16 protein-coding genes and 1 tRNA gene are annotated in these 17,617 nt (G+C 64.4%); 3 read left to right on the top strand and 14 right to left on the bottom strand.

All coding sequences use genetic code 11. From position 1 onward, the window contains the following. Positions 1–59 precede the first annotated feature (59 nt). A tRNA-Ala gene (locus D779_RS15475) sits at positions 60–135 on the bottom strand. Positions 136–321: 186 nt separating this feature from the next. Between D779_RS15475 and htpX the strand changes: the two genes are divergently transcribed. Then, the gene (htpX, locus tag D779_RS15480) at positions 322–1,209 is read left to right on the top strand and encodes a protease HtpX (protein ID WP_198295734.1); all 888 of its coding nucleotides are present in this window, start codon (positions 322–324) and stop codon (positions 1,207–1,209) included. A gap of 96 nt (positions 1,210–1,305) precedes the next feature. Here the strand turns inward: htpX and D779_RS15485 are convergent, their stop codons facing one another. From D779_RS15485 to D779_RS15495, 3 genes are all read right to left on the bottom strand, one after another. After that, positions 1,306–1,884 carry a DUF3501 family protein gene (locus D779_RS15485; RefSeq protein WP_043755779.1) on the bottom strand — a complete coding sequence of 193 codons (579 nt, stop codon included), beginning with the start codon at positions 1,882–1,884 and terminating at the stop codon, positions 1,306–1,308. A gap of 51 nt (positions 1,885–1,935) precedes the next feature. Continuing rightward, positions 1,936–3,276 (bottom strand): heterodisulfide reductase-related iron-sulfur binding cluster, encoded by a 1,341-nt coding sequence (locus tag D779_RS15490; protein WP_043755826.1) that lies wholly within the window; start codon positions 3,274–3,276, stop codon positions 1,936–1,938. 104 nt (positions 3,277–3,380) lie between these two features. Beyond that, complete coding sequence (locus D779_RS15495; protein WP_043755827.1) at positions 3,381–3,926, bottom strand: glutathione peroxidase; 546 nt, start codon at positions 3,924–3,926, stop codon at positions 3,381–3,383. A 151-nt stretch (positions 3,927–4,077) separates the two neighbouring features. Between D779_RS15495 and D779_RS15500 the strand changes: the two genes are divergently transcribed. Then, the gene (locus D779_RS15500; RefSeq protein WP_043755781.1) at positions 4,078–4,821 is read left to right on the top strand and encodes a ferredoxin--NADP reductase; all 744 of its coding nucleotides are present in this window, start codon (positions 4,078–4,080) and stop codon (positions 4,819–4,821) included. Between the two features lie 64 nt (positions 4,822–4,885). On the opposite strand, the gene D779_RS15505 is transcribed toward D779_RS15500, so the two are convergent. Next, on the bottom strand, positions 4,886–6,277 hold the full coding sequence (locus D779_RS15505) for a DEAD/DEAH box helicase (protein WP_052348177.1): 1,392 nt from the start codon (positions 6,275–6,277) through the stop codon (positions 4,886–4,888). Positions 6,278–6,623: 346 nt separating this feature from the next. Here D779_RS15505 and D779_RS15510 point away from each other — a divergent pair, with 346 nt between their 5' ends. Next, on the top strand, positions 6,624–8,126 hold the full coding sequence (locus D779_RS15510) for a DUF2325 domain-containing protein (RefSeq protein WP_043755783.1): 1,503 nt from the start codon (positions 6,624–6,626) through the stop codon (positions 8,124–8,126). A gap of 54 nt (positions 8,127–8,180) precedes the next feature. On the opposite strand, the gene D779_RS15515 is transcribed toward D779_RS15510, so the two are convergent. The 9 genes from D779_RS15515 to D779_RS15555 all read right to left on the bottom strand — a co-directional run bounded on the left by D779_RS15515 (position 8,181) and on the right by D779_RS15555 (position 17,494). After that, positions 8,181–9,281 (bottom strand): glycosyltransferase, encoded by a 1,101-nt coding sequence (locus tag D779_RS15515; RefSeq protein WP_043755785.1) that lies wholly within the window; start codon positions 9,279–9,281, stop codon positions 8,181–8,183. A gap of 247 nt (positions 9,282–9,528) precedes the next feature. Continuing rightward, positions 9,529–11,220: a PP2C family protein-serine/threonine phosphatase gene (locus D779_RS15520; protein WP_043755787.1), complete on the bottom strand. Its 1,692-nt coding sequence runs from the start codon at positions 11,218–11,220 to the stop codon at positions 9,529–9,531. A gap of 12 nt (positions 11,221–11,232) precedes the next feature. Then, positions 11,233–12,000: a substrate-binding periplasmic protein gene (locus tag D779_RS15525; protein WP_043755789.1), complete on the bottom strand. Its 768-nt coding sequence runs from the start codon at positions 11,998–12,000 to the stop codon at positions 11,233–11,235. A gap of 6 nt (positions 12,001–12,006) precedes the next feature. Next, positions 12,007–12,858, bottom strand: coding sequence for a GGDEF domain-containing protein (locus D779_RS15530; RefSeq protein WP_052348178.1), 852 nt, complete (start codon positions 12,856–12,858; stop codon positions 12,007–12,009). Then, a complete protein-coding gene (locus D779_RS15535) occupies positions 12,833–13,240 on the bottom strand; it encodes a DUF1987 domain-containing protein (RefSeq protein WP_043755793.1) in 408 nt (135 codons plus the stop codon). Before D779_RS15535 ends, D779_RS15530 begins: the two co-directional genes overlap by 26 nt. Before the next feature lie 28 nt (positions 13,241–13,268). Beyond that, the gene (locus tag D779_RS15540) at positions 13,269–13,823 is read right to left on the bottom strand and encodes a SiaB family protein kinase (RefSeq protein ID WP_043755795.1); all 555 of its coding nucleotides are present in this window, start codon (positions 13,821–13,823) and stop codon (positions 13,269–13,271) included. Between the two features lie 130 nt (positions 13,824–13,953). Beyond that, positions 13,954–14,817: a phosphatase PAP2 family protein gene (locus tag D779_RS15545; protein WP_043755797.1), complete on the bottom strand. Its 864-nt coding sequence runs from the start codon at positions 14,815–14,817 to the stop codon at positions 13,954–13,956. Continuing rightward, a complete protein-coding gene (locus tag D779_RS15550; protein ID WP_043755799.1) occupies positions 14,814–16,472 on the bottom strand; it encodes an ArnT family glycosyltransferase in 1,659 nt (552 codons plus the stop codon). The genes D779_RS15545 and D779_RS15550 overlap by 4 nt, the downstream gene beginning before the upstream one ends. Continuing rightward, entirely contained in the window at positions 16,472–17,494 is a 1,023-nt protein-coding gene (locus D779_RS15555; protein ID WP_043755802.1) for a glycosyltransferase family 2 protein, read from the bottom strand. The genes D779_RS15550 and D779_RS15555 overlap by 1 nt, the downstream gene beginning before the upstream one ends. Positions 17,495–17,617 lie beyond the last annotated feature (123 nt).

Here is a 17,617-nt window from a genome sequence, read left to right on the forward strand (position 1 = left end):
GAACTTGTTCCCGTATCAACCCGATCCATGACCTACCTGATCGGATTGCTTCTAGAATTTGGTGGAGCCAGGCGGGATCGAACCGCCGACCTCAACACTGCCAGTGTTGCGCTCTCCCAGCTGAGCTATGGCCCCAGTGCTCTGAGACGCGAAATACTAATGGTGAATCGTCTGCTTGTCAAACTTTATTTTTCACCACTTGCCGCGTCGGCTTGAGTCCCATATATCGGATGCAGTTTTCAGCATCAGCTAAAGGACTCATGCCCCACTCAAGGGACGTATATTATACATATTTTTCGGCCTGTCTGGAGACTTCGATTCATGATGCGTATCTTATTGTTCATATTGACGAATGCGGCGATCCTCGTGGTCATCAGCATCGTTTTCCGGCTCCTGGGCCTGGACGGCATGCTGCTGCAGAGCGGCGGGATCGACATGACCTCGCTCCTCATCATGGCCGCCATCGTGGGCTTCAGCGGATCGCTGATCTCGCTCTTCCTCTCGAAGACCATGGCCAAGCATGGCATGGGTGTGCAGATCATCGAGCAGCCCGGCAACCAGTTCGAGCACTGGCTGCTGAGCACGGTCGCCAACCAGTCGAAGCAAGCAGGCATCCGCATGCCCGAGGTCGGCGTCTTCGACTCGCCCGAGCCCAATGCGTTCGCCACCGGCTGGAACCGCAACGATGCACTGGTCGCGGTCAGCACCGGCCTGCTCCAGCACATGAGCCCGGACGAGGTCGAGGCCGTCATCGGTCACGAGATCAGCCACGTCGCCAACGGCGACATGGTGACGCTGGCATTGATCCAGGGCGTGGTGAATACCTTCGTGGTCTTCCTGGCGCGCGTCATCGGCCATTTCGTCGACCGGGTCATCCTCAAGAACGAGGAAGGTTACGGCGTGGGATACTTCGTCACCTCGATCATCGCCGAGATCATGCTCTCGGTGCTGGCGACCATGATCGTCATGTGGTTCTCGCGCTTCCGCGAATACCGAGCCGATGCCGGCGGCGCCAGCCTCACCAGCCGACGCCAGATGGCGAACGCCTTGCGGGCGCTGCAGCGCGTCCATGAGCCCCAGGACCTGCCGGCCGGAGAATTCGCCGCATTCGGCATCTCGGGCAAGATCGGCGAGGGATTGATGGGGCTTTTCCGCAGCCATCCCCCGCTCGAAAAGCGGATCGCCGTCCTGGAGCAGGACCGATACTGAGCCGGCAGGCGCTCGACAGCCCGGCTGGACGTCATGCAGGATCCGACATCCAGCCGGGACAACGCAGATTTCCAGACCGTCTTGGACAATCCGGGATCAAACGAGGTCGTCGGCCAGAGAATCCCGGACCTGGGGTGACATAACGACGTGTCGCTCGTAGCCTGGATGCTCGACCCCCGCGGAGACAGAGGCTCCACCCTTGACGGCCGCCACCATCGGCGCAGTCAGCTCGAAGCGCAGGAAGTGCACCGAGGAGGTCCTGGAATCGTCCTCCCGCTCCAGGTCCTCATCGGCGACCGCATAGACCTTGTCCGATCCGTCCACCTGGACCCAGATCCTGTCCTCGATACCGAGCAGCCTTGCCAAGGCCGCCCGTCGCTTCTCAGGATCCTCGTATTCGAGCATGAAGGTCGCCTTCCAGTTGCTGCCGTCCGGAATCAAGGGATTGTAGGCATCCAGCTCGTCCTGAATGCCCTCGGCCTCGAAGATGCGCTCCACCCGCAACATCTCCTGGATCTGATACTGCATGGTCAGCCGATCCTCGAAATAGAGGGTCGCATGGGCTCCCAGCGGCACCTGGCGGTTCTTCTTGTGGGCCATCACCTTGGCGCGGAAATCGCCGCGCAGCTGGGCGTACTGCTCGAGGCTGTAGAGATCGTCTCGTGTCAGATGCATGCTCGTCTCCGAATTCCTGGGACCGGACCCCGAGGCCCGGACCGGTTGGCGTCACAAACCGTAGGCCTGTCGCAGCAGGCTGATGGGATGCTGCTGGCGCCCGTCCTGCCCGAGCGCATGCGCGATATGGGCTCCGGCCATGGGACAGTCGCTGCCGAAATGATCCGGGGCCGCCTTCCCGACCCGGCCGGCCACGGGCCGGACGATCTTCATCGAGGCGTCATGGAATTCGGTTTTCACCGCATAGGTGCCGTCGTGCCCCGAACAGCGGTCGACGACCTCGACCTGGGTCTCCGGGATCAGGGCCAGCACCTCCCGCGTCTTGGGACCGATGTTCTGGACCCGCTGGTGACAGGATGCCTGATAGACCACGCGGCCGAGCGACCGACTGAAATCGGTTTTCAGCTTGCCGTGACGATGGCGGATCATCAGATATTCGAAGGGGTCGAAGATGTGCTCCCTCACCAGCCGCACGTCCGGATCATCGGGAAACATGAGCGGCAGCTCCTGCTTGAACATGAGCACGCAGGACGGGATGGCCGCGACGATGTCCCAGCCGGAATCGACCAGCTGCTTGAGCACCGGGATATTGGCCTCCTTGGCCGCCTCGACCGCATCCAGGTCGCCCAGCTCCAGCTTGGGCATGCCGCAGCACCGCTCCTTCTCGGCCAGGGTGACCGGGATGCCGTTGTGCTCGAAGACCGCGATCAGGTCCTGGTCGAGATCGGGCTCGTTGTAATTGCCGTAACAGGTGGCGAAGAGCGCGACCTTGCCGCTGGTGCTGCCGGCCGGCTCGCCGACCGCCTCGCGCCCGATCCGCCCCTTCTCGCGCCTGCGCAGCGGCTGGCTGTGATATTCGGGCACGCGCGCATCCTTGTGGACCCCTAGAACCGCTTCCAGCGCTCGGCGACCGAGCGGATTGCGGTTGACCGCATTGACCACCCCGCTCACCACGGGGATCCCGGCGAGGGCTCCAACCCTGTCGGTGCTGGTCAGCACCCGGTCGCGAAACCGGACGTCGCCCCGCTTGAACTTGAACGCCTTGGCCCGGAGCATCAGATGTGGGAAGTCCAGATTCCACTCGTGCGGAGGAACATAGGGACATTTGGTCATGTAGCAGAGGTCGCAGAGATAGCAGTGATCGACCACCTTCCAGTAGTCGGCCTTGGCCACACCGTCCACCTCCATGCTCTCGGACGCGTCGACCAGATCGAACAGGGTCGGAAAGGATTGACAGAGACTGACGCAGCGACGGCAGCCGTGACAGATGTCGAAGACCCGCTCCAGTTCGGAGAAGAGCGCGGACGCGTCGTAGAAGTGGGAATTCTGCCAATCGAGCGGATGACGGGTGGGCGCTTCGAGGCTTCCCTCCCGAAGGTTTGGCGACGCCATGATCTTCACTCCCTCATGCTGAATGACACGAACGCATCACCGATCCAATTGCCGATCCGGATCGAAACCATCGTCTCCATCCATCGGCGGCATCGGATTCCCGATCACAACAGGCTCTCGATCGCCTTGACGACCTTGCCGCTCTCGGGTTTGGTGATGCTGGTGAAATGGTCGACGAAGTTGCCCTGACGGTCGATGAGATACTTGTAGAAATTCCACTTCGGATAGGGCGCGCCAGCGGCATTGAGACGCTGGAACAAGGGCGCGGCCTTGCCGCGCTTCACGCCGACCTTCTCGAACATGGGAAACTCGACGGAATAGGTGAGACGGCAGAATGTCTGGATTTCCTGCTCGTTCCCGGGCTCCTGCCCGGCGAAGTCGTTGGACGGGAAACCGAGCACGACCAATCCCTGGTCGCCGTACCGGCCGTAGAGCCTCTCCAGTCCTTCATACTGGGGCGTGAAACCGCACTTGCTGGCCGTATTCACGATCAGGATGACCTTGCCCTGATAGGCATCGCAGAGATTCACCATCTCGTCGCCGGCGAGCCGTCGCACCTCCAGATCGAGCAACGAGGAACAGTGTTTCTCTTCGGCCCCGACCGCGCCGGACATGGCGGCCAGACCGAGCATCAAGAGGGTATTTTTCATGAAGACCTCCACAATTCGCTGACGTCGCACCCCGCCATGCTAAGTGAAGCAAGCGCGTCGGGATTGCAATGGCACGACATGGACCGATCATTTCGGGTGAGACCCGCCGACAGTGAGCGGGCCCCATACATCATCACAGGTAGGACAGGATATGAACGATTGGGTGAAAGCGACGGTCGTCGGCAGGCATCAATGGGCCGAGGGGCTCTTCAGCCTGCAGTTCGAGGCGCCGATCGCGGACTATGTCGCCGGGCAGTACATCAAGGTGGCCCTGGACATCGAAGGAGAACGCGTCGGTCGCCCCTACTCGCTGGTCAACGCCCCTCAGGACCGGCCGCTGGAGATCTATTTCAACGAGGTCCCGAGCGGACCGCTGACACCACCGCTCTCGGCGCTGAATCCGGGCGACAGCGTCTGGCTGACGGCAACCGCCAACGGCATCTTCACGCTGGAGACCGTCGAGCCGGCCAAGACGCTCTGGATGCTGGCGACCGGAACCGGACTGGGCGTCTATCTCTCGATCCTGCGCACCCGGGATCCCTGGGAGAAGTTCGAGCGCGTCGTCCTGGTCCATGGCGTGCGCCAGTCCAGCGACCTCGCCTACGGCGAAACCCTGGACGTGATCGGCGAGCGGTACGAGGGACGCTTCACGGTGGTGCCGGTGGTGAGCCGCGAGACTCACGGTTCCGCACTCGGCGGACGCATCACCGAGCGGCTCGAGGACGGTTCGCTGGAGGAACGCATCGGCGAGCGGATCGACCCCACGCTCAGCCACGTCATGCTGTGCGGGAACTCGGCGATGATCAAGGACGCCAAGGAGATCCTGGAGGCGCGCGGACTGGCGCGTCACCGGCGTCATGCGCCCGGGCAGTACACCACCGAGCAGTACCACTGATCGACCGCTGAAGCGGAGCCGGGCTCGGGTCCCGATCTCCGCTTCAGCGGCTCGTCAACAGATTCTATCCGCGCGTCCGCCCCGAACCCTGGGCATTGGATGTCCGCGCCGATCGCCGCCCACCGCCGGAACCGTTGTTGCTCGGACGCTTGCGGGCATGACGCCCGTTCGGACCTCCGCTCTCGGACGCCGTGGACGCTCGGCGCCCGGAAGACGAACGTCCCTGATGGGCGCGCTGACCACCGGATGGAGCCGATTGACGCCGGCCCGGCATCTCATCCCGAACCGGTCGTTCGGATTGAGCGTCCGGCACCACCGATTCGAAGCCTTCGATCTTCTCGCTCTCGATGCGCCGCCCGAGCAGACGCTCGATCCCGGCCAGCATCCCGCGTTCGTCCGGACCCACCAGCGAGACCGCCGTGCCTTCCGAACCGGCGCGCCCGGTCCGACCGATGCGATGGACGTAATCCTCGGGCACGTTGGGCAGCTCGTAATTGACCACGTGCGGCAGACGATCGATATCCAGGCCGCGCGCCGCGATATCGGTCGCCACCAGGGTGCGCACGGCACCGTTCTTGAAGTCCGCCAGCGCCCGGGTTCGTGCGCCCTGGCTCTTGTTGCCATGGATCGCGGCGGCGGTGATGCCGTCGGTGATCAGCTGCTGGGCGAGCCGGTTGGCACCATGCTTGGTACGGGTGAACACCAGCACCTGCTCCCAGCCGCCGCGATGGATCAGATGCGAGAGCAGGGCGCGCTTCTGCTCCTTGGCGACCGGATGGACGCGCTGAGACACCGTCTCGGCCGCCGTATTGCGCCGAGCGACCTCGATCCGCTGCGGATCCTGGAGCAGACCGGTGGCCAGCTGCTCGATCTCGCGCGAATAGGTCGCCGAGAAGAGCAGGTTCTGGCGCTGCCTGGGCAACAGCTTGATGATGCGCCGGATGTCATGGATGAAGCCCATGTCCAGCATGCGGTCCGCCTCGTCCAGCACCAGGATCTCGATACCGCCGAAATCCACATTCCCCTGACCCTGATGGTCGAGCAGACGCCCGGGCGTCGCGACCAGGATGTCGACCCCGCGACGCAGCTGCTCGACCTGAGGCCCCATCCCCACCCCACCGAAGATCTGCAGCGAGCGCAGCGGCAGATGCTGGCCGTAGAGACGCACGCTCTCGCCGACCTGGGCCGCGAGTTCGCGGGTCGGGGTCAGGACCAGCGCGCGCGGACGGCGCGGACGACGGCCCGATTGCGCCGGCTGCGCGGCGCTCAGGCGCTGCAGCATGGGCAAGGTGAAGGCGGCGGTCTTGCCGGTACCGGTCTGGGCACCGGCGAGCACATCTCGTCCGGAAAGCACGGCGGGGATCGCCTGACACTGGATCGGGGTGGGATGGGTATAACCCTGCGCAGCGACGGCACGCAGCAGTTCGGCCGACAGGCCGAGCTCAGCAAAAGACATGAAAACTCCTGGGTCGGCCTACCCAGAGAGGTTCACTGGGCCGGTCTAGGCGATGTGGTTCGAGATGGTTACGGGTGAGCCTTGAAGGAGGGAAATCAACCGAAATCATGGATTGCGCCGACCGGATGGCGCATGAGGAGAACTGGACGATACGCGAAAAACCGAGAATTGCAATCGAAAATATGCGCCCGCCCCTAGCGCGGCGGAATTTCCCGAGCCGCCGGATTGACAGATGCCAGACCCGGGCATAGCATCAAACAATAATCATTGTCATTTGCATTCGAATCCGAGCACTCAGCATTCTCGAACACTCGAGCTCTCTCGGCCCGCATCTCCAGGAGCCCCCATGCAGCAACGTTACCTCCTCGAAATCACCGGATCCGCCGAACAGGCCATTCCCGACCGCATGACGCTCTACGACTTCGAAAGCCGCTCCCTGCTGAACGAGATCGAAGGGGATGAATGGCTGCGCCTGCTGCGCGAACTCCAGTCGGTCGAGCGGAATGCCGACGCAACCGAGCAGGACACACCTGCGCTTCAAGCCCCTGAGGATCGCGGCGAGACCGGCTCGGAGACATCAGGAATCGCCCCCGGCCAGGAGGATGAATCCTCAGAGGCCATCGAACTCTACCGCCCACCGGAACAGGAACTGGACCCAGTCCGCTCGGGTCGACGCAAGCTCTGGGACATGCCGCACAAATACCACTGCCCCATCATCGGTACCTGTCTCAGCGTCGACGATCTGCGCAGGATCGGACGGCGTTTCGTCTGGCGGACCAAGGAACGGCTGAGCGACTACGAGATCCATGTCGGCTTCGTCTCCGCCGCGGAGGAGCGCAACGCACTTTCTCAGGCGACCCAGAAGCTGCTCGACAAGAAATACGCGAGCAACCTGCGCCGCTACGCCAAGGCCAAGGATCCGGAAGGCATTCTCGCGCTATGGGCCGAATCGCTCGCCTGTGGCGAGGTTCCCGGCGGTCTCTGGGCGCTCATGAGTCATCCCAAGACGGACGCCGCCACCATGGTCCTCGCCTACGAGGACGTCCACATGCTCTCGCACCAGATCGGCGCAGGACAGAGGGCCGACCTGAAACGACTCAACGAAGCCCGGGTCGAACTGGGTCGCGTCCGGCATGAGCTCGAGACCTGCCAGAGGCGCAGCGCGCAGCAGTTGGAGCAACGCGAAAGCACCATCGCCGAATTGACCTCGGAACTCGATGCCTGTCGACAGGAACGCGACCGTCTCGCGAGCGAGGCCGAGACACTGCGCCATCGGCTCAGCCGCAGCGAGACCCCCGCGCTTCTCGAACGCATCGCCTCGCTCAGCGATGCGCACGCACTGACTCACTCGCGCCTGGAGACGAGCCTTCAGGAAACGGAATCCCTGCGTCAACGCCTCGCCGACGCCGAGCGGCGCTCGAGCACGCTGGAGACCAGCCTGCGCGAGCGCGAGGAGGAATGCGAATCGCTCGAACGGCTACTGACCCTGGGGCTGAGCCAGCAGTGCGACGAATGCCCCAACGACAGCTGCGCCTGCTGTGCCGACCTGGCCGGTCGGCTGGTGCTCTGCGTCGGCGGAAGACAGCAGCTGGTCGAGCAATACCGCCAATTGGTCGCACGCTGCAACGGCCGCTTCGAACACCACGACGGCGGACTCGAGGACAGCCATCAACGGCTGGAATCCATGCTCGCCTCGGCCGATGCCATCGTCTGCGCCACCGACTACGTCAGCCACAACGCCTACTACCGCACCAAGCGGTTCTGCAAACGGCTCGACAAGCCGCACGTACTGCTCGGCAACTCGGGCCTCTCATCCTTCGCCCGAGCCTTGGAGCGGGTGGCGAATTAGCCGTCGGCCCATCGCCGGCCGGCGTGGGCAACGGCCGCGTCCGGCCCGGTCAACTCAACGTACGGGTATGACGCGTCCCTTCCAGCGCACGCTGTTGCGGACGAGGGTGAGATAGAGCGAACGCACGAACACCCAGGTGAAGAACAGCAAGGACACAGGATAGGTCAAGGCGATCGTCAGACCGAAATTTCCGAGCCGGCGCAGCAGCCACCAGATCTGAGCGACATAGGCGGTATAGGCGATCAGCCCTGGAATGCCCCAGGTGGAGCCGTCCTCGAAGAAAAAGGCACGCGCGGCGTCGAAGGTCGCGAAGCTGGACGAGATCCAGGCGACCATCATGACCAGTATCAGCAGATCCGTATGCATGGCACCGCGGGCGAAGTTCTTGGTCCAGCCCTCGATCAGGTCGCCCAGGCCGTGCGGATACATGCGAAAGGAGATGGTCCCGCGACCGATGAAGTTGTGCGTTTCGATCCCGCGACGGCCCATCTCTCGCGACAGGGCGACATCGTCGATGATCTCGGAGCGGACCAGACTGTGTCCGCCAGTGCGGAAATAGTCCTCCCGCGAGCAGACCATGCAGGGACCGAAACTGCCGTTCGGCCGTACGGCATCGCCAGCCAGGGTGAAGGATCGGATGCTGCCCATCATGATGATGAAGAAGAGTGCGGAAAGCCGCTCATAGGGACGCTTCATACGATGATAGGGCTGTACCGAGACCAGCCCGCCGTGCCGGGCATGGGTGGCGACGATCCGCTTCAGCCCACCGGGCTCCAGTTCGGTGTCGGCGTCCAGGAACACCAACAGATCGCCGCTGGCGCGCTGGGCCCCGACCCAGCAGGCATGGGGCTTCCCCAGCCAGCCATGTTCGAGCTCGGTGACGCTGATGACGGTGGCCCCGGCCGAGCGCGCCAAGCCGGCCGTCCCATCGGTCGAATTGTCGTCGACGACGATCAGCTCGCAGTCCGGATACTCTTGCCGGCTCATGGAGTCGAGCAGAGGCGACAGGCGGTGGAACTCGTTGCGGGCGGGAACGACGACCGAGACGCGAACCGGGGCGACATCGGACGACACGGGGGGACAGAGGCGCATGCGTCCCAGAAAGACGAACGCGAGACTCCACGGCAGGAGCAACCACAGCAGATGGTGCAACATGATCGGCAAACTCGTTTCTGACATTGGCAGGAGGCCGCAGGGACGGCGCCGGGCGATTGCGCTTCCTGTCGAGGCAGGGATGCCCGGGTATTCCCGGTGGCCGGAGGCTTGCACCCGATGCAACCCGTTTCGGGATCCGGCGGCATGGCTCGGGCCATAGAGCGGATCAGTATGCTGATCGCCAGCGATGAAGGCAAACCCGCAATTCAGCCAGGGAAGATCGCAACGGGTACCGAATCGCGTCCGGTCAGATCGGGCGCAATGCGATCAGCGTCATGTCATCGCGTCTCGCCTCGTCCCGTCGGTAATCGGCGAGCATTCGGCTCAATCCGGCGACCTGATCGGCCAGGCCGAGTTCGCAGTGCGCCTCCAGCCACGCAGCGACCTTGCGCCGTCCCAGCAGGCGGCGCGGCGTCCCTCCCATCTGGTCGGGAACGCCATCGGTCATGAGATAGAGGGTCGTCCCGGGACCGACCTGAATACTCCGCTCGGCGATGACGTTCGGGGCGGCGAGGCTGCGGTATCCCAGATGGCCGCGCGCACCGCGAATCACCTCGATCGGCTCGCCGGGGACCATCGCCAGCAAGGGGATGCTGCCAACGCTGGCGAAACGCAGCTGTCTCTCTCCCGCCTCCCAACACAGAGCCGCCGCGTCCAGACCGTCGTCCGACTCGGCGCCCGGATTCTGTTGACGCAGACGGCGGCGGACCTCCAGGTCCAGCGCCTGGAGGATGAGGCCAGGCGCGGCCAACCCCCGATGATGCAGCAGATGCTCCAGCGCCGCGGCGACGACCAGGGTGATGAAGGCCCCGGGGACACCGTGACCGGTACAGTCGGCCAGGAGGAGGAGACAGCGCTCGCCGCGGCGCGCGAACCAATACCAGTCTCCGCCCACCTGATGCAGCGGCTCCCAGTGCACCTGGATCTCGTGGACCGCGTCGCCCAGGACCGCAGAATCGGGCAGCATGCTGGTCTGGATGCGACGGGCATAGCGATGGCTCTCCAGCAGTTGCTGATTGGCCAGCGCCAGATGCCGATGGGTGAGATCCAGCTCGGAGAAGGCGCGCTCGACCTCGGTCTTCTGTCGCTCCAGGTCGCCGAGCGCCCGTTCGAGCTCCAGGGTGCGCGCCTCGACCCGCCGCTCCAACTCCTGATTGAGCAGGGTCAGCTCGCGCTGAGCCAGGTCGCGCTGGTCGAGCCCGCGCTGGGAGGATTGCAGCAGCCGCCGCAGATGTTCGCTCAGCAGTCCCAGCTCGTCTCGGCCATGGCCTTTCAGCCGGGGTGGTAGCCAATCGCCGGGCGCATCGGGATCCACCTCCGCGATCGCCCGCCCCAGCCGCAGCAACGGACGTGTGATCATGAAATAGAAGATCGCCACCACCAGAGCGGAGATGAACAGGGAGCGCACCAGCTCGAAGACGGCATCGCGCGCGACCCGGTGGAGAAAACGCCGAGCGAGCATTTCGGGCGACAGATCCAGTCGCAGCTGTCCCACATCCTCGCGCTCGCCTCCCGGAACACCATACTCCAGCCGCAGGCGATAATGGCTAGCGTCCTCGAACAGCCAGCCCCAACCCGGGGCGATGGAACCGGCGTCGGGCTCGCGCGCGCGCAGGGCCAAGATACGCCCGAAATCGGTGCGCAGCTCGACGTGCACGACCGGATCGAAGACGAGCAGCCCATCGACGAGACGGCGCGCAAGCTCCGGGTGGAGCTGATAGGCAGCCTCGGCGGCCGAGCCCTCCACCAGGGCGAGCACCTTGCCGATGTTCGATCGAGTCTCGACGTGCATCGCGCGCCAATCGACGAAGATCCGCCCGGCCCCGACCATAATCCCGAGCACCAGCACCACGAGCAGGGTCATCGCGGCCTGCTGGAAGGTCAGACCGTACCGAAAGGCGACCCGCCGCACACTGGATGACGAGGATGTGGAAGGCATGAGTCGCCTGGGCTAATCGAGCGACCCAGGGGGATCGAGCAGGCCGGCCTGGCGCTCCAGCCTGGAGACCAGAGCGGCATTCGCCGCGAGCCAGCGGTCGAAGTCCTCGATCAATCCAGCATGGCGGATGCTCGACAGCCGATAGTGTCCGCTGGCATGGGGCAGACCGGGATCGTAGACGAGCAGATCGGGGCTCCCGAACAAACGCTGCGATTGGGCGCGCGCGACCCGTACATCGGCATAGGCCGCATCCACGCGTCCCGTCATTGCCTGCTGAAAGAGCGCGGAGAAGTCGGCGTTCTCCATCAACGCAACCCGTCCCGCCTGGATGGGTTGCGTCCAGGCCGCCGGAGTGAAGCCAAGGACGATCCCCAGCCTCCGGATCTCCGCCGCCGGGCGGCCGAACCGTTCCGGAGGGACCAAGGAGCCGTCCAGATATCCGACGATCGGGCGGCTGTAATGGATCTCGTATCCCTGGCGCAACGCCCCGTGCCAGTCGGGATCGTCGGGATACTTGAAATCGATGCGGTCGTGCAGCAGGCTCTCGAGCAAGCGCGAGGGCGGCATCGGGCGATACTCGAACCGGATTCCCCGATCCCGGGCGAAGGCATCCAGCAGCTCGCGGCCGAAGCCCTCGAAACCGCCGTTCAGACCGTTCTGATAGGGACGATAATCGATGTCCTCCACACCCACGCGATAGGGCTGCGGATCCTGAGCGGCGTGGACGTGGGACCAGACGGCGCAGAGGACCAGCACACAAACGCGCACGGCCGACTTCATACCGCGTTAGCCCGGCCCGGAGCGGGCGACGAGGACACGATCCCGGCCGGCGCTCTTGGCCTCGTAGAGGGCCTGATCGGCACGCGAAATCGCCCGATCGAGCGGTTCGTCTCCATCCGTCCCGGCCAATCCGATGCTGACCGTCACCGACAGGAACTGCCCCGTCCATTGGGTGCGGCCTTCGCGCACCCGGTCGCACAGGCGGTTGGCGATGGCCTCGGCCGTGTCGAGATCCGTCTCCGGGAGCACGGCGAGGAATTCCTCGCCACCGAAACGGCCCGCGATGTCGCCCTTGCGCAGACTGGAGCGCAGCAGCGCACCGAAGTCGCGCAGCAACTGATCGCCCGCGGCATGGCCGAAGCGGTCGTTAATCCTCTTGAAGTGATCCAGGTCCATCATGAGCACGACGAGCCCCTTGCCGTGACGGGCGCTGCGACGCTGCTCGTGCTCGGCAAGCTCCAGCAGATGGCGCCGCGTATGGGTTCCGGTCAGTTCGTCGACCGAGGCGATCCGGCGCAGCTCCTGCTCGAGCTGCTCGCGCCGCTCGATCTCCTTGCGCAATGTACCGTTGAGCCGCTTGAGATCCTCGGCCTGGGCCGTCAGGGTCCGATTCGCCTCGTGCAGATCCAGCTGCATACGATCGCTGATGCGTACCAGGCGCGCCGTTTCGCGATAGCCGAGACGATAGGCATCGGCGAGGGTGCGGACCCCGTCCGACACCTCGTCGAGTTTGCCGATCATGGTCTCGGCCTGGCGGATGACGGCCTCTTCCTGAAAGTAGAGCGAATACGCCTCCCCCGCCTGGGGTGGATCGAGCTCCGATGACATGGAATCAGGATGGCTGCGCTTCGAGCTCATGGAGATTGAATCGCGCGTATTCCAGATCCTCGCTGAAATCCTCGCCGAATTCCTGCATGGTTTCGTCCTCGGGATCGTAGTACCAGTGCACCTCGACCGGAACGCCCTGGCGCGCGGCGGACTCCAGCATCTGGAAGATGTTCATCAGCGCCTTGGCGCTGCTGCTGTTGAAATAGGCCATGCGCAGCTCGAGACGGAGCGGCGACGACGGTCTCTGAACCGAGAGCTCGGACAGATAGGACTCCAGGCTCTTGAGCACAGGCCCGAAGAAGGCGGCGGCATCCTCCGGATAGGACTCGCCCTCGATGCGCAGCCGACGGCCGACGAAATCGAATTCGAGCAGAGGCGATCGTTCTGTCCGCTGGAGAAAGAGGGTATCCATCGACTCGTATGCAAAGGCTGTTGGCATCTCAGATGAAGGCCTTGAGACAGAAGAAGGCGCGATCCCCGGACAGCTCCGTCAGACCGAATTCGATCGGCCTGGTCGATCGCCTCGCGATCTCGATCAGCCCGATGCTGGCGCCGCGGCTCCCCTCCTCGGCAGGCTCGCGCAGCTTTTCTCGATAGTAGGTCTTGATCGAATCCTTATCCATGGCGGCCAGCGCGGTGAGCCTTCGAGTCAATGCCTCGCCCTCATCTCGCAGCACGCAGTTGCCGCAGACGACGAAGAAATGCCCCTCCTCCCGTCCCACGGTGATCATGCCAGAACTCAGCTCGTTCGGCCGTCCCTCGTCGGACTCCAGTCGCTCGGCCGAATAACGGATGATGTTCTGGACCTGCTCCACGAAGATGGCGAAGACCCGCTTGGTGACGTTGGCGTCGGTCGCGTCCAGGCGCATCTTCTGTTTGAGCGCCTCGCCGAGCGAAAAGAGGATACCTTCGGAAAGATAGCCGACGAAGGAAAAGATCACGCCCTCCCCTACCATCTTCTGGTGGAATCGAAAATAGTCTTCGGCCATGGACATGCTATCGGATCTCCAAGGAACCGCGAAGGGCGGAACGCCGGAAACGGACGCCTCGGCGCTTGGCATCTCTCCGGATCCGCCCCCTCGGGAAGGATGTCATCGACGAACCGATGCGCATGCGACCCGACCTTCAGCGGAGTCCGTCCACCCTCGCGAGAGACCGCCAAGGCAGGAGTCCGTATTGAACCAGCATACCCACCAGGCCCGCCAGCCCCAGAATCCGCACCATCGGCACGGCGCTCGAATAATCGCCAGGATCGTACAGCAGACTCATCGCCGGAAACGCGGCGAGGATCACGATCGACAGATGCAGGACCGGATTGGCCGCCGGACCGGACCAGCGCTGGGCGATCCGGCAGCCCACCCAGGCCGCCAGCGCTCCGCCCATGAGCCCGGCGGCGACATCCACCGGCCAATGGACGCCGACCGCGATACGGCTGAGTCCGACCGCGACCGCGATCAGCGTCAGCAGAACCCGCCAGCCCCAGCGATGCGAATGGAAAAGCAGGACGCCGCAGAAGACCGCCGCCGTCACGCTGTGGCCGGATGGAAAGCTGGCATGCCGGTGCGCTGGACCGATCAGATTGAAGAGGTCCGCGGCCAACACGGCCGGAGGCCGGGAGGCGTCGAACAGCGCCTTGAATCCTCGACCATAGAGTGCGGCGATCGTCCCGGCAACGACCAGCGACCAGAAGAGACGCGGATAGCGCAGCGAAAAGAGCAGCGAGAGCGCGAACACCAATCTCTCATCGCCCAGGCTGGTCAGGTGTTCCCAGAGCCAATCCGGATAGCCCGAGGCAATGCCGTTGAGCCGCTCGAAACCACCGTGATAGCCGCAGATCAGATAGATGGTCGAGCCCACCAAGAGCGCGACCAGCGCCCAGCGGATCAGCCAGACGCCCGACCTCGGATCCAGCTCGGGGGCACGCTCGACACCGGCTTGGAGACGCCGCCGCCATTCGGCGTGGAAACGTCCGAGGCTCGCCCCCATCATTCCGGCGCCCGCACCATGACCAGGGCCACCGGCCCCCGCTGATAGACGAGCGTCCGATCCAGATCCGGCAGATCCCGCTCCAAACGATCGAGCTTGTCGATGCGCAGGAACACCAGATCCCCGGCCTGGGGCCGACGGTTCGGCGTCACCGCCTCGCGATAGACGCTGAAGCTGGGCATGGAGGTGCGGTAGACGACCGTCGGCATGTCCAGCGCCTTGGCCACCAGACCCGCCTCCTTGACCGGCGCCTGCATGACCTCGAATACCTTGGGCACCAGAACCCCGAAAACCACCAGGGTCTGAATGATCCCGGCCAGCACCAGACGGGACCAGAGCGCCGGACGCGACCAGACCATGAGACCCAGCATGGCGACCAATCCGGCCAGCACGGCGGCACCATAGTGGAGATCGAGGGCGAAGCGCCCGGCGCCGATCATGGCGACCTGGTGGGCCTTGAGCCCGAGATCGAACCGGAGCGCGACCTGAACCACCGTCTCCAGCAGCCAGGGCAGCGCCACCAGGATCGCGAACAGGAACAGTGGCGGCACGAAGGCCAGCCAGCCGTTGGTCAGCCGCTCGCGATATCGGGCCATGAGGATGAAGAGCGGCGTGCAGCCGTAGAGCAGATAGTGCGGCAGCTGGGTCCCGGAGAAGGAGAAGAAGAGCAGCACGGTCAGGAACCAGATCCAGAGGAAGCGATCGAGCGGATCGGACCAGGACCGGCGCAGGTCCTTCAAGAGACTCAGGAACCAGCCCGAGAAGGGCAGCAGGATGATCGGCAGCATCACCAGATAGTAGCCGGGGAAGCCGCTGTGGCCCTGCATGGCCGAATCGAACCGCCCCAGATTGTGCTGCAAGAAGAAGCTGCGGAAGAATCCGGCGCCGTCGTCCAGATAGATGGCCAGATACCAGGGTCCGGCCACTGCGAGGAAGACGAGCCAGCCGAGCGGCGAGAAGACCGCGCGGAACCAGCGCCGGAGACCGCCGTTCGCCCCGCCCATCTCGGACAGAAAGAAGAGGAAGCTCACCACCAGCGGGAAGAAGACCGCCACCGGACCCTTGGTCAGGAATCCGAGCCCCATCCATAGGTAGGCACGCAGCACGAAGCCTCGGTTGGTCTTGGGGTCCGGATCCAGGAAATAGCGATAGATCTCGAAGAAGGCCAGGGCGATGAAGAGATTCAGCACCGCGTCCGCGACCGCGGCCTTGGCGATCAGGGACACCTGGAGCGAGAGGGCCATCGCCAGACCGGCGACGGTCGCGGTCCGGGCGTCGAGACAGCGCCGCACGAAGAACCAGAGGCCGGCGATCCAGAGGGTCGCGGCGATGGCCGAGGGTAGCCTCAGGGCGAATTCGTCGAACCCGAACAGCTCGGCGCTCGCCGCCTGCAGCCAGTAGATGAGCACCGGTTTGTCGTAGCGGGGCTCCCCATCCTTGTGCGGGGTGATGAAATCGCCGCTCGCCAGCATCTCGCGGGTCGCCTCGGTGAAGGCCCCCTCGTCCAGGTCGTAGAGCGGCACGGCCCCGAGCTGCCAGAAGAAGCTCAGGGCCACCACCAGGATCAGCAGCCAGGGCGAGGTCATGAGCCGCTGGAAGCGCCCGGCCGCGATCCCCGAGTTCGCGGCGCCCTTGAGCGTATCCGTGGAGCCGACCATCAGAGCGTCTCGCTCCAGCCAGCCGTATCCGGATCGGACTGCCAGCGGATCCGATGATGCGTGCGCTCGCCCGAGGCGTAGAAGGTGCGGGTCAGCAGCTCCGAGAGCACGCCCGTGGTCAGGAACTGGACCGAGGCGACTAGGAAGAGGATGGCCACGAACAGCAGGGGGCGATCGCCGATGTTCTCGCCCAGCACGAACTTGACCACCAGCAGGTGCGTCATCATGAGCCCGCCGAGCAGCCCGAAGAGGATCCCGATCGAGCCGAAGAAGTGTCCGGGGCGCGATCCGAAACGCAGGAAGAAGAAGGCGGCGATCAGGTCCAGCACCACCCGGAAGGTGCGCGAGATGCCGTACTTGGAGACGCCGAACTGGCGCGCCTGGTGGGCGACCTCGGTCTCGCCGATGCGCTGGGGCGCGGTCACGCCGGCCACCCAGACCGGGATGAAGCGGTGCATCTCGCCGAGCAGGGTCACCTCCTTGATGACCTCGGCGCGGTAGACCTTGAGGCTGCAGCCGTAGTCGTGCAGGGCCACGCCGGTCACCTTGCCGATCAGCTTGTTGGCGATGCGCGAGGGGATCTTGCGCATCACCAGATCGTCCTGGCGCCGGCGCCGCCAGCCCTGCAGCAGATCCAGATCGCGCTCCAGGAGTTCGTCGACCATGCGCGGAATGTCGGCCGGATCGTTCTGCAGATCGCCGTCGAGGGTCGCGATCAGCTCGCCCCGGGCGGCGTCGAACCCGGCCTGCATGGCCGCCGTCTGGCCGAAATTGCGCCGAAGACGAATCACGCGCAGATGCGGGCCGGTGCGTTCGGCAACCTCGCTTAGACGCTCGCCGGTACCATCGCGGCTACCGTCGTCGACGCAGATCAGTTCCCAAGGCCCCCGATAGGCGGCGAGCCCCTCCTGCACCCGTGCCACCATGGGTTCGACATTGTCGATCTCCTGGTACATGGGAATGACGACCGAAAGCGACGGCCGTCTCTCGGCGACGGCTTCTGAGACTGGGGAACTGGTCATCGAGGCATGATCCGTGATGAGGCCAAGCCGGCCCGGGCAGGGGCAAACTATACGGGAGACCTGGAAAATTCAACTGCGGGTTGGCGGATCGCCTCGATCCGAAATCGGCTCGTACTTGGTGTC

It is taken from the genome of Imhoffiella purpurea (assembly GCF_000585215.1).
Taxonomy (GTDB): domain Bacteria; phylum Pseudomonadota; class Gammaproteobacteria; order Chromatiales; family Chromatiaceae; genus Imhoffiella; species Imhoffiella purpurea.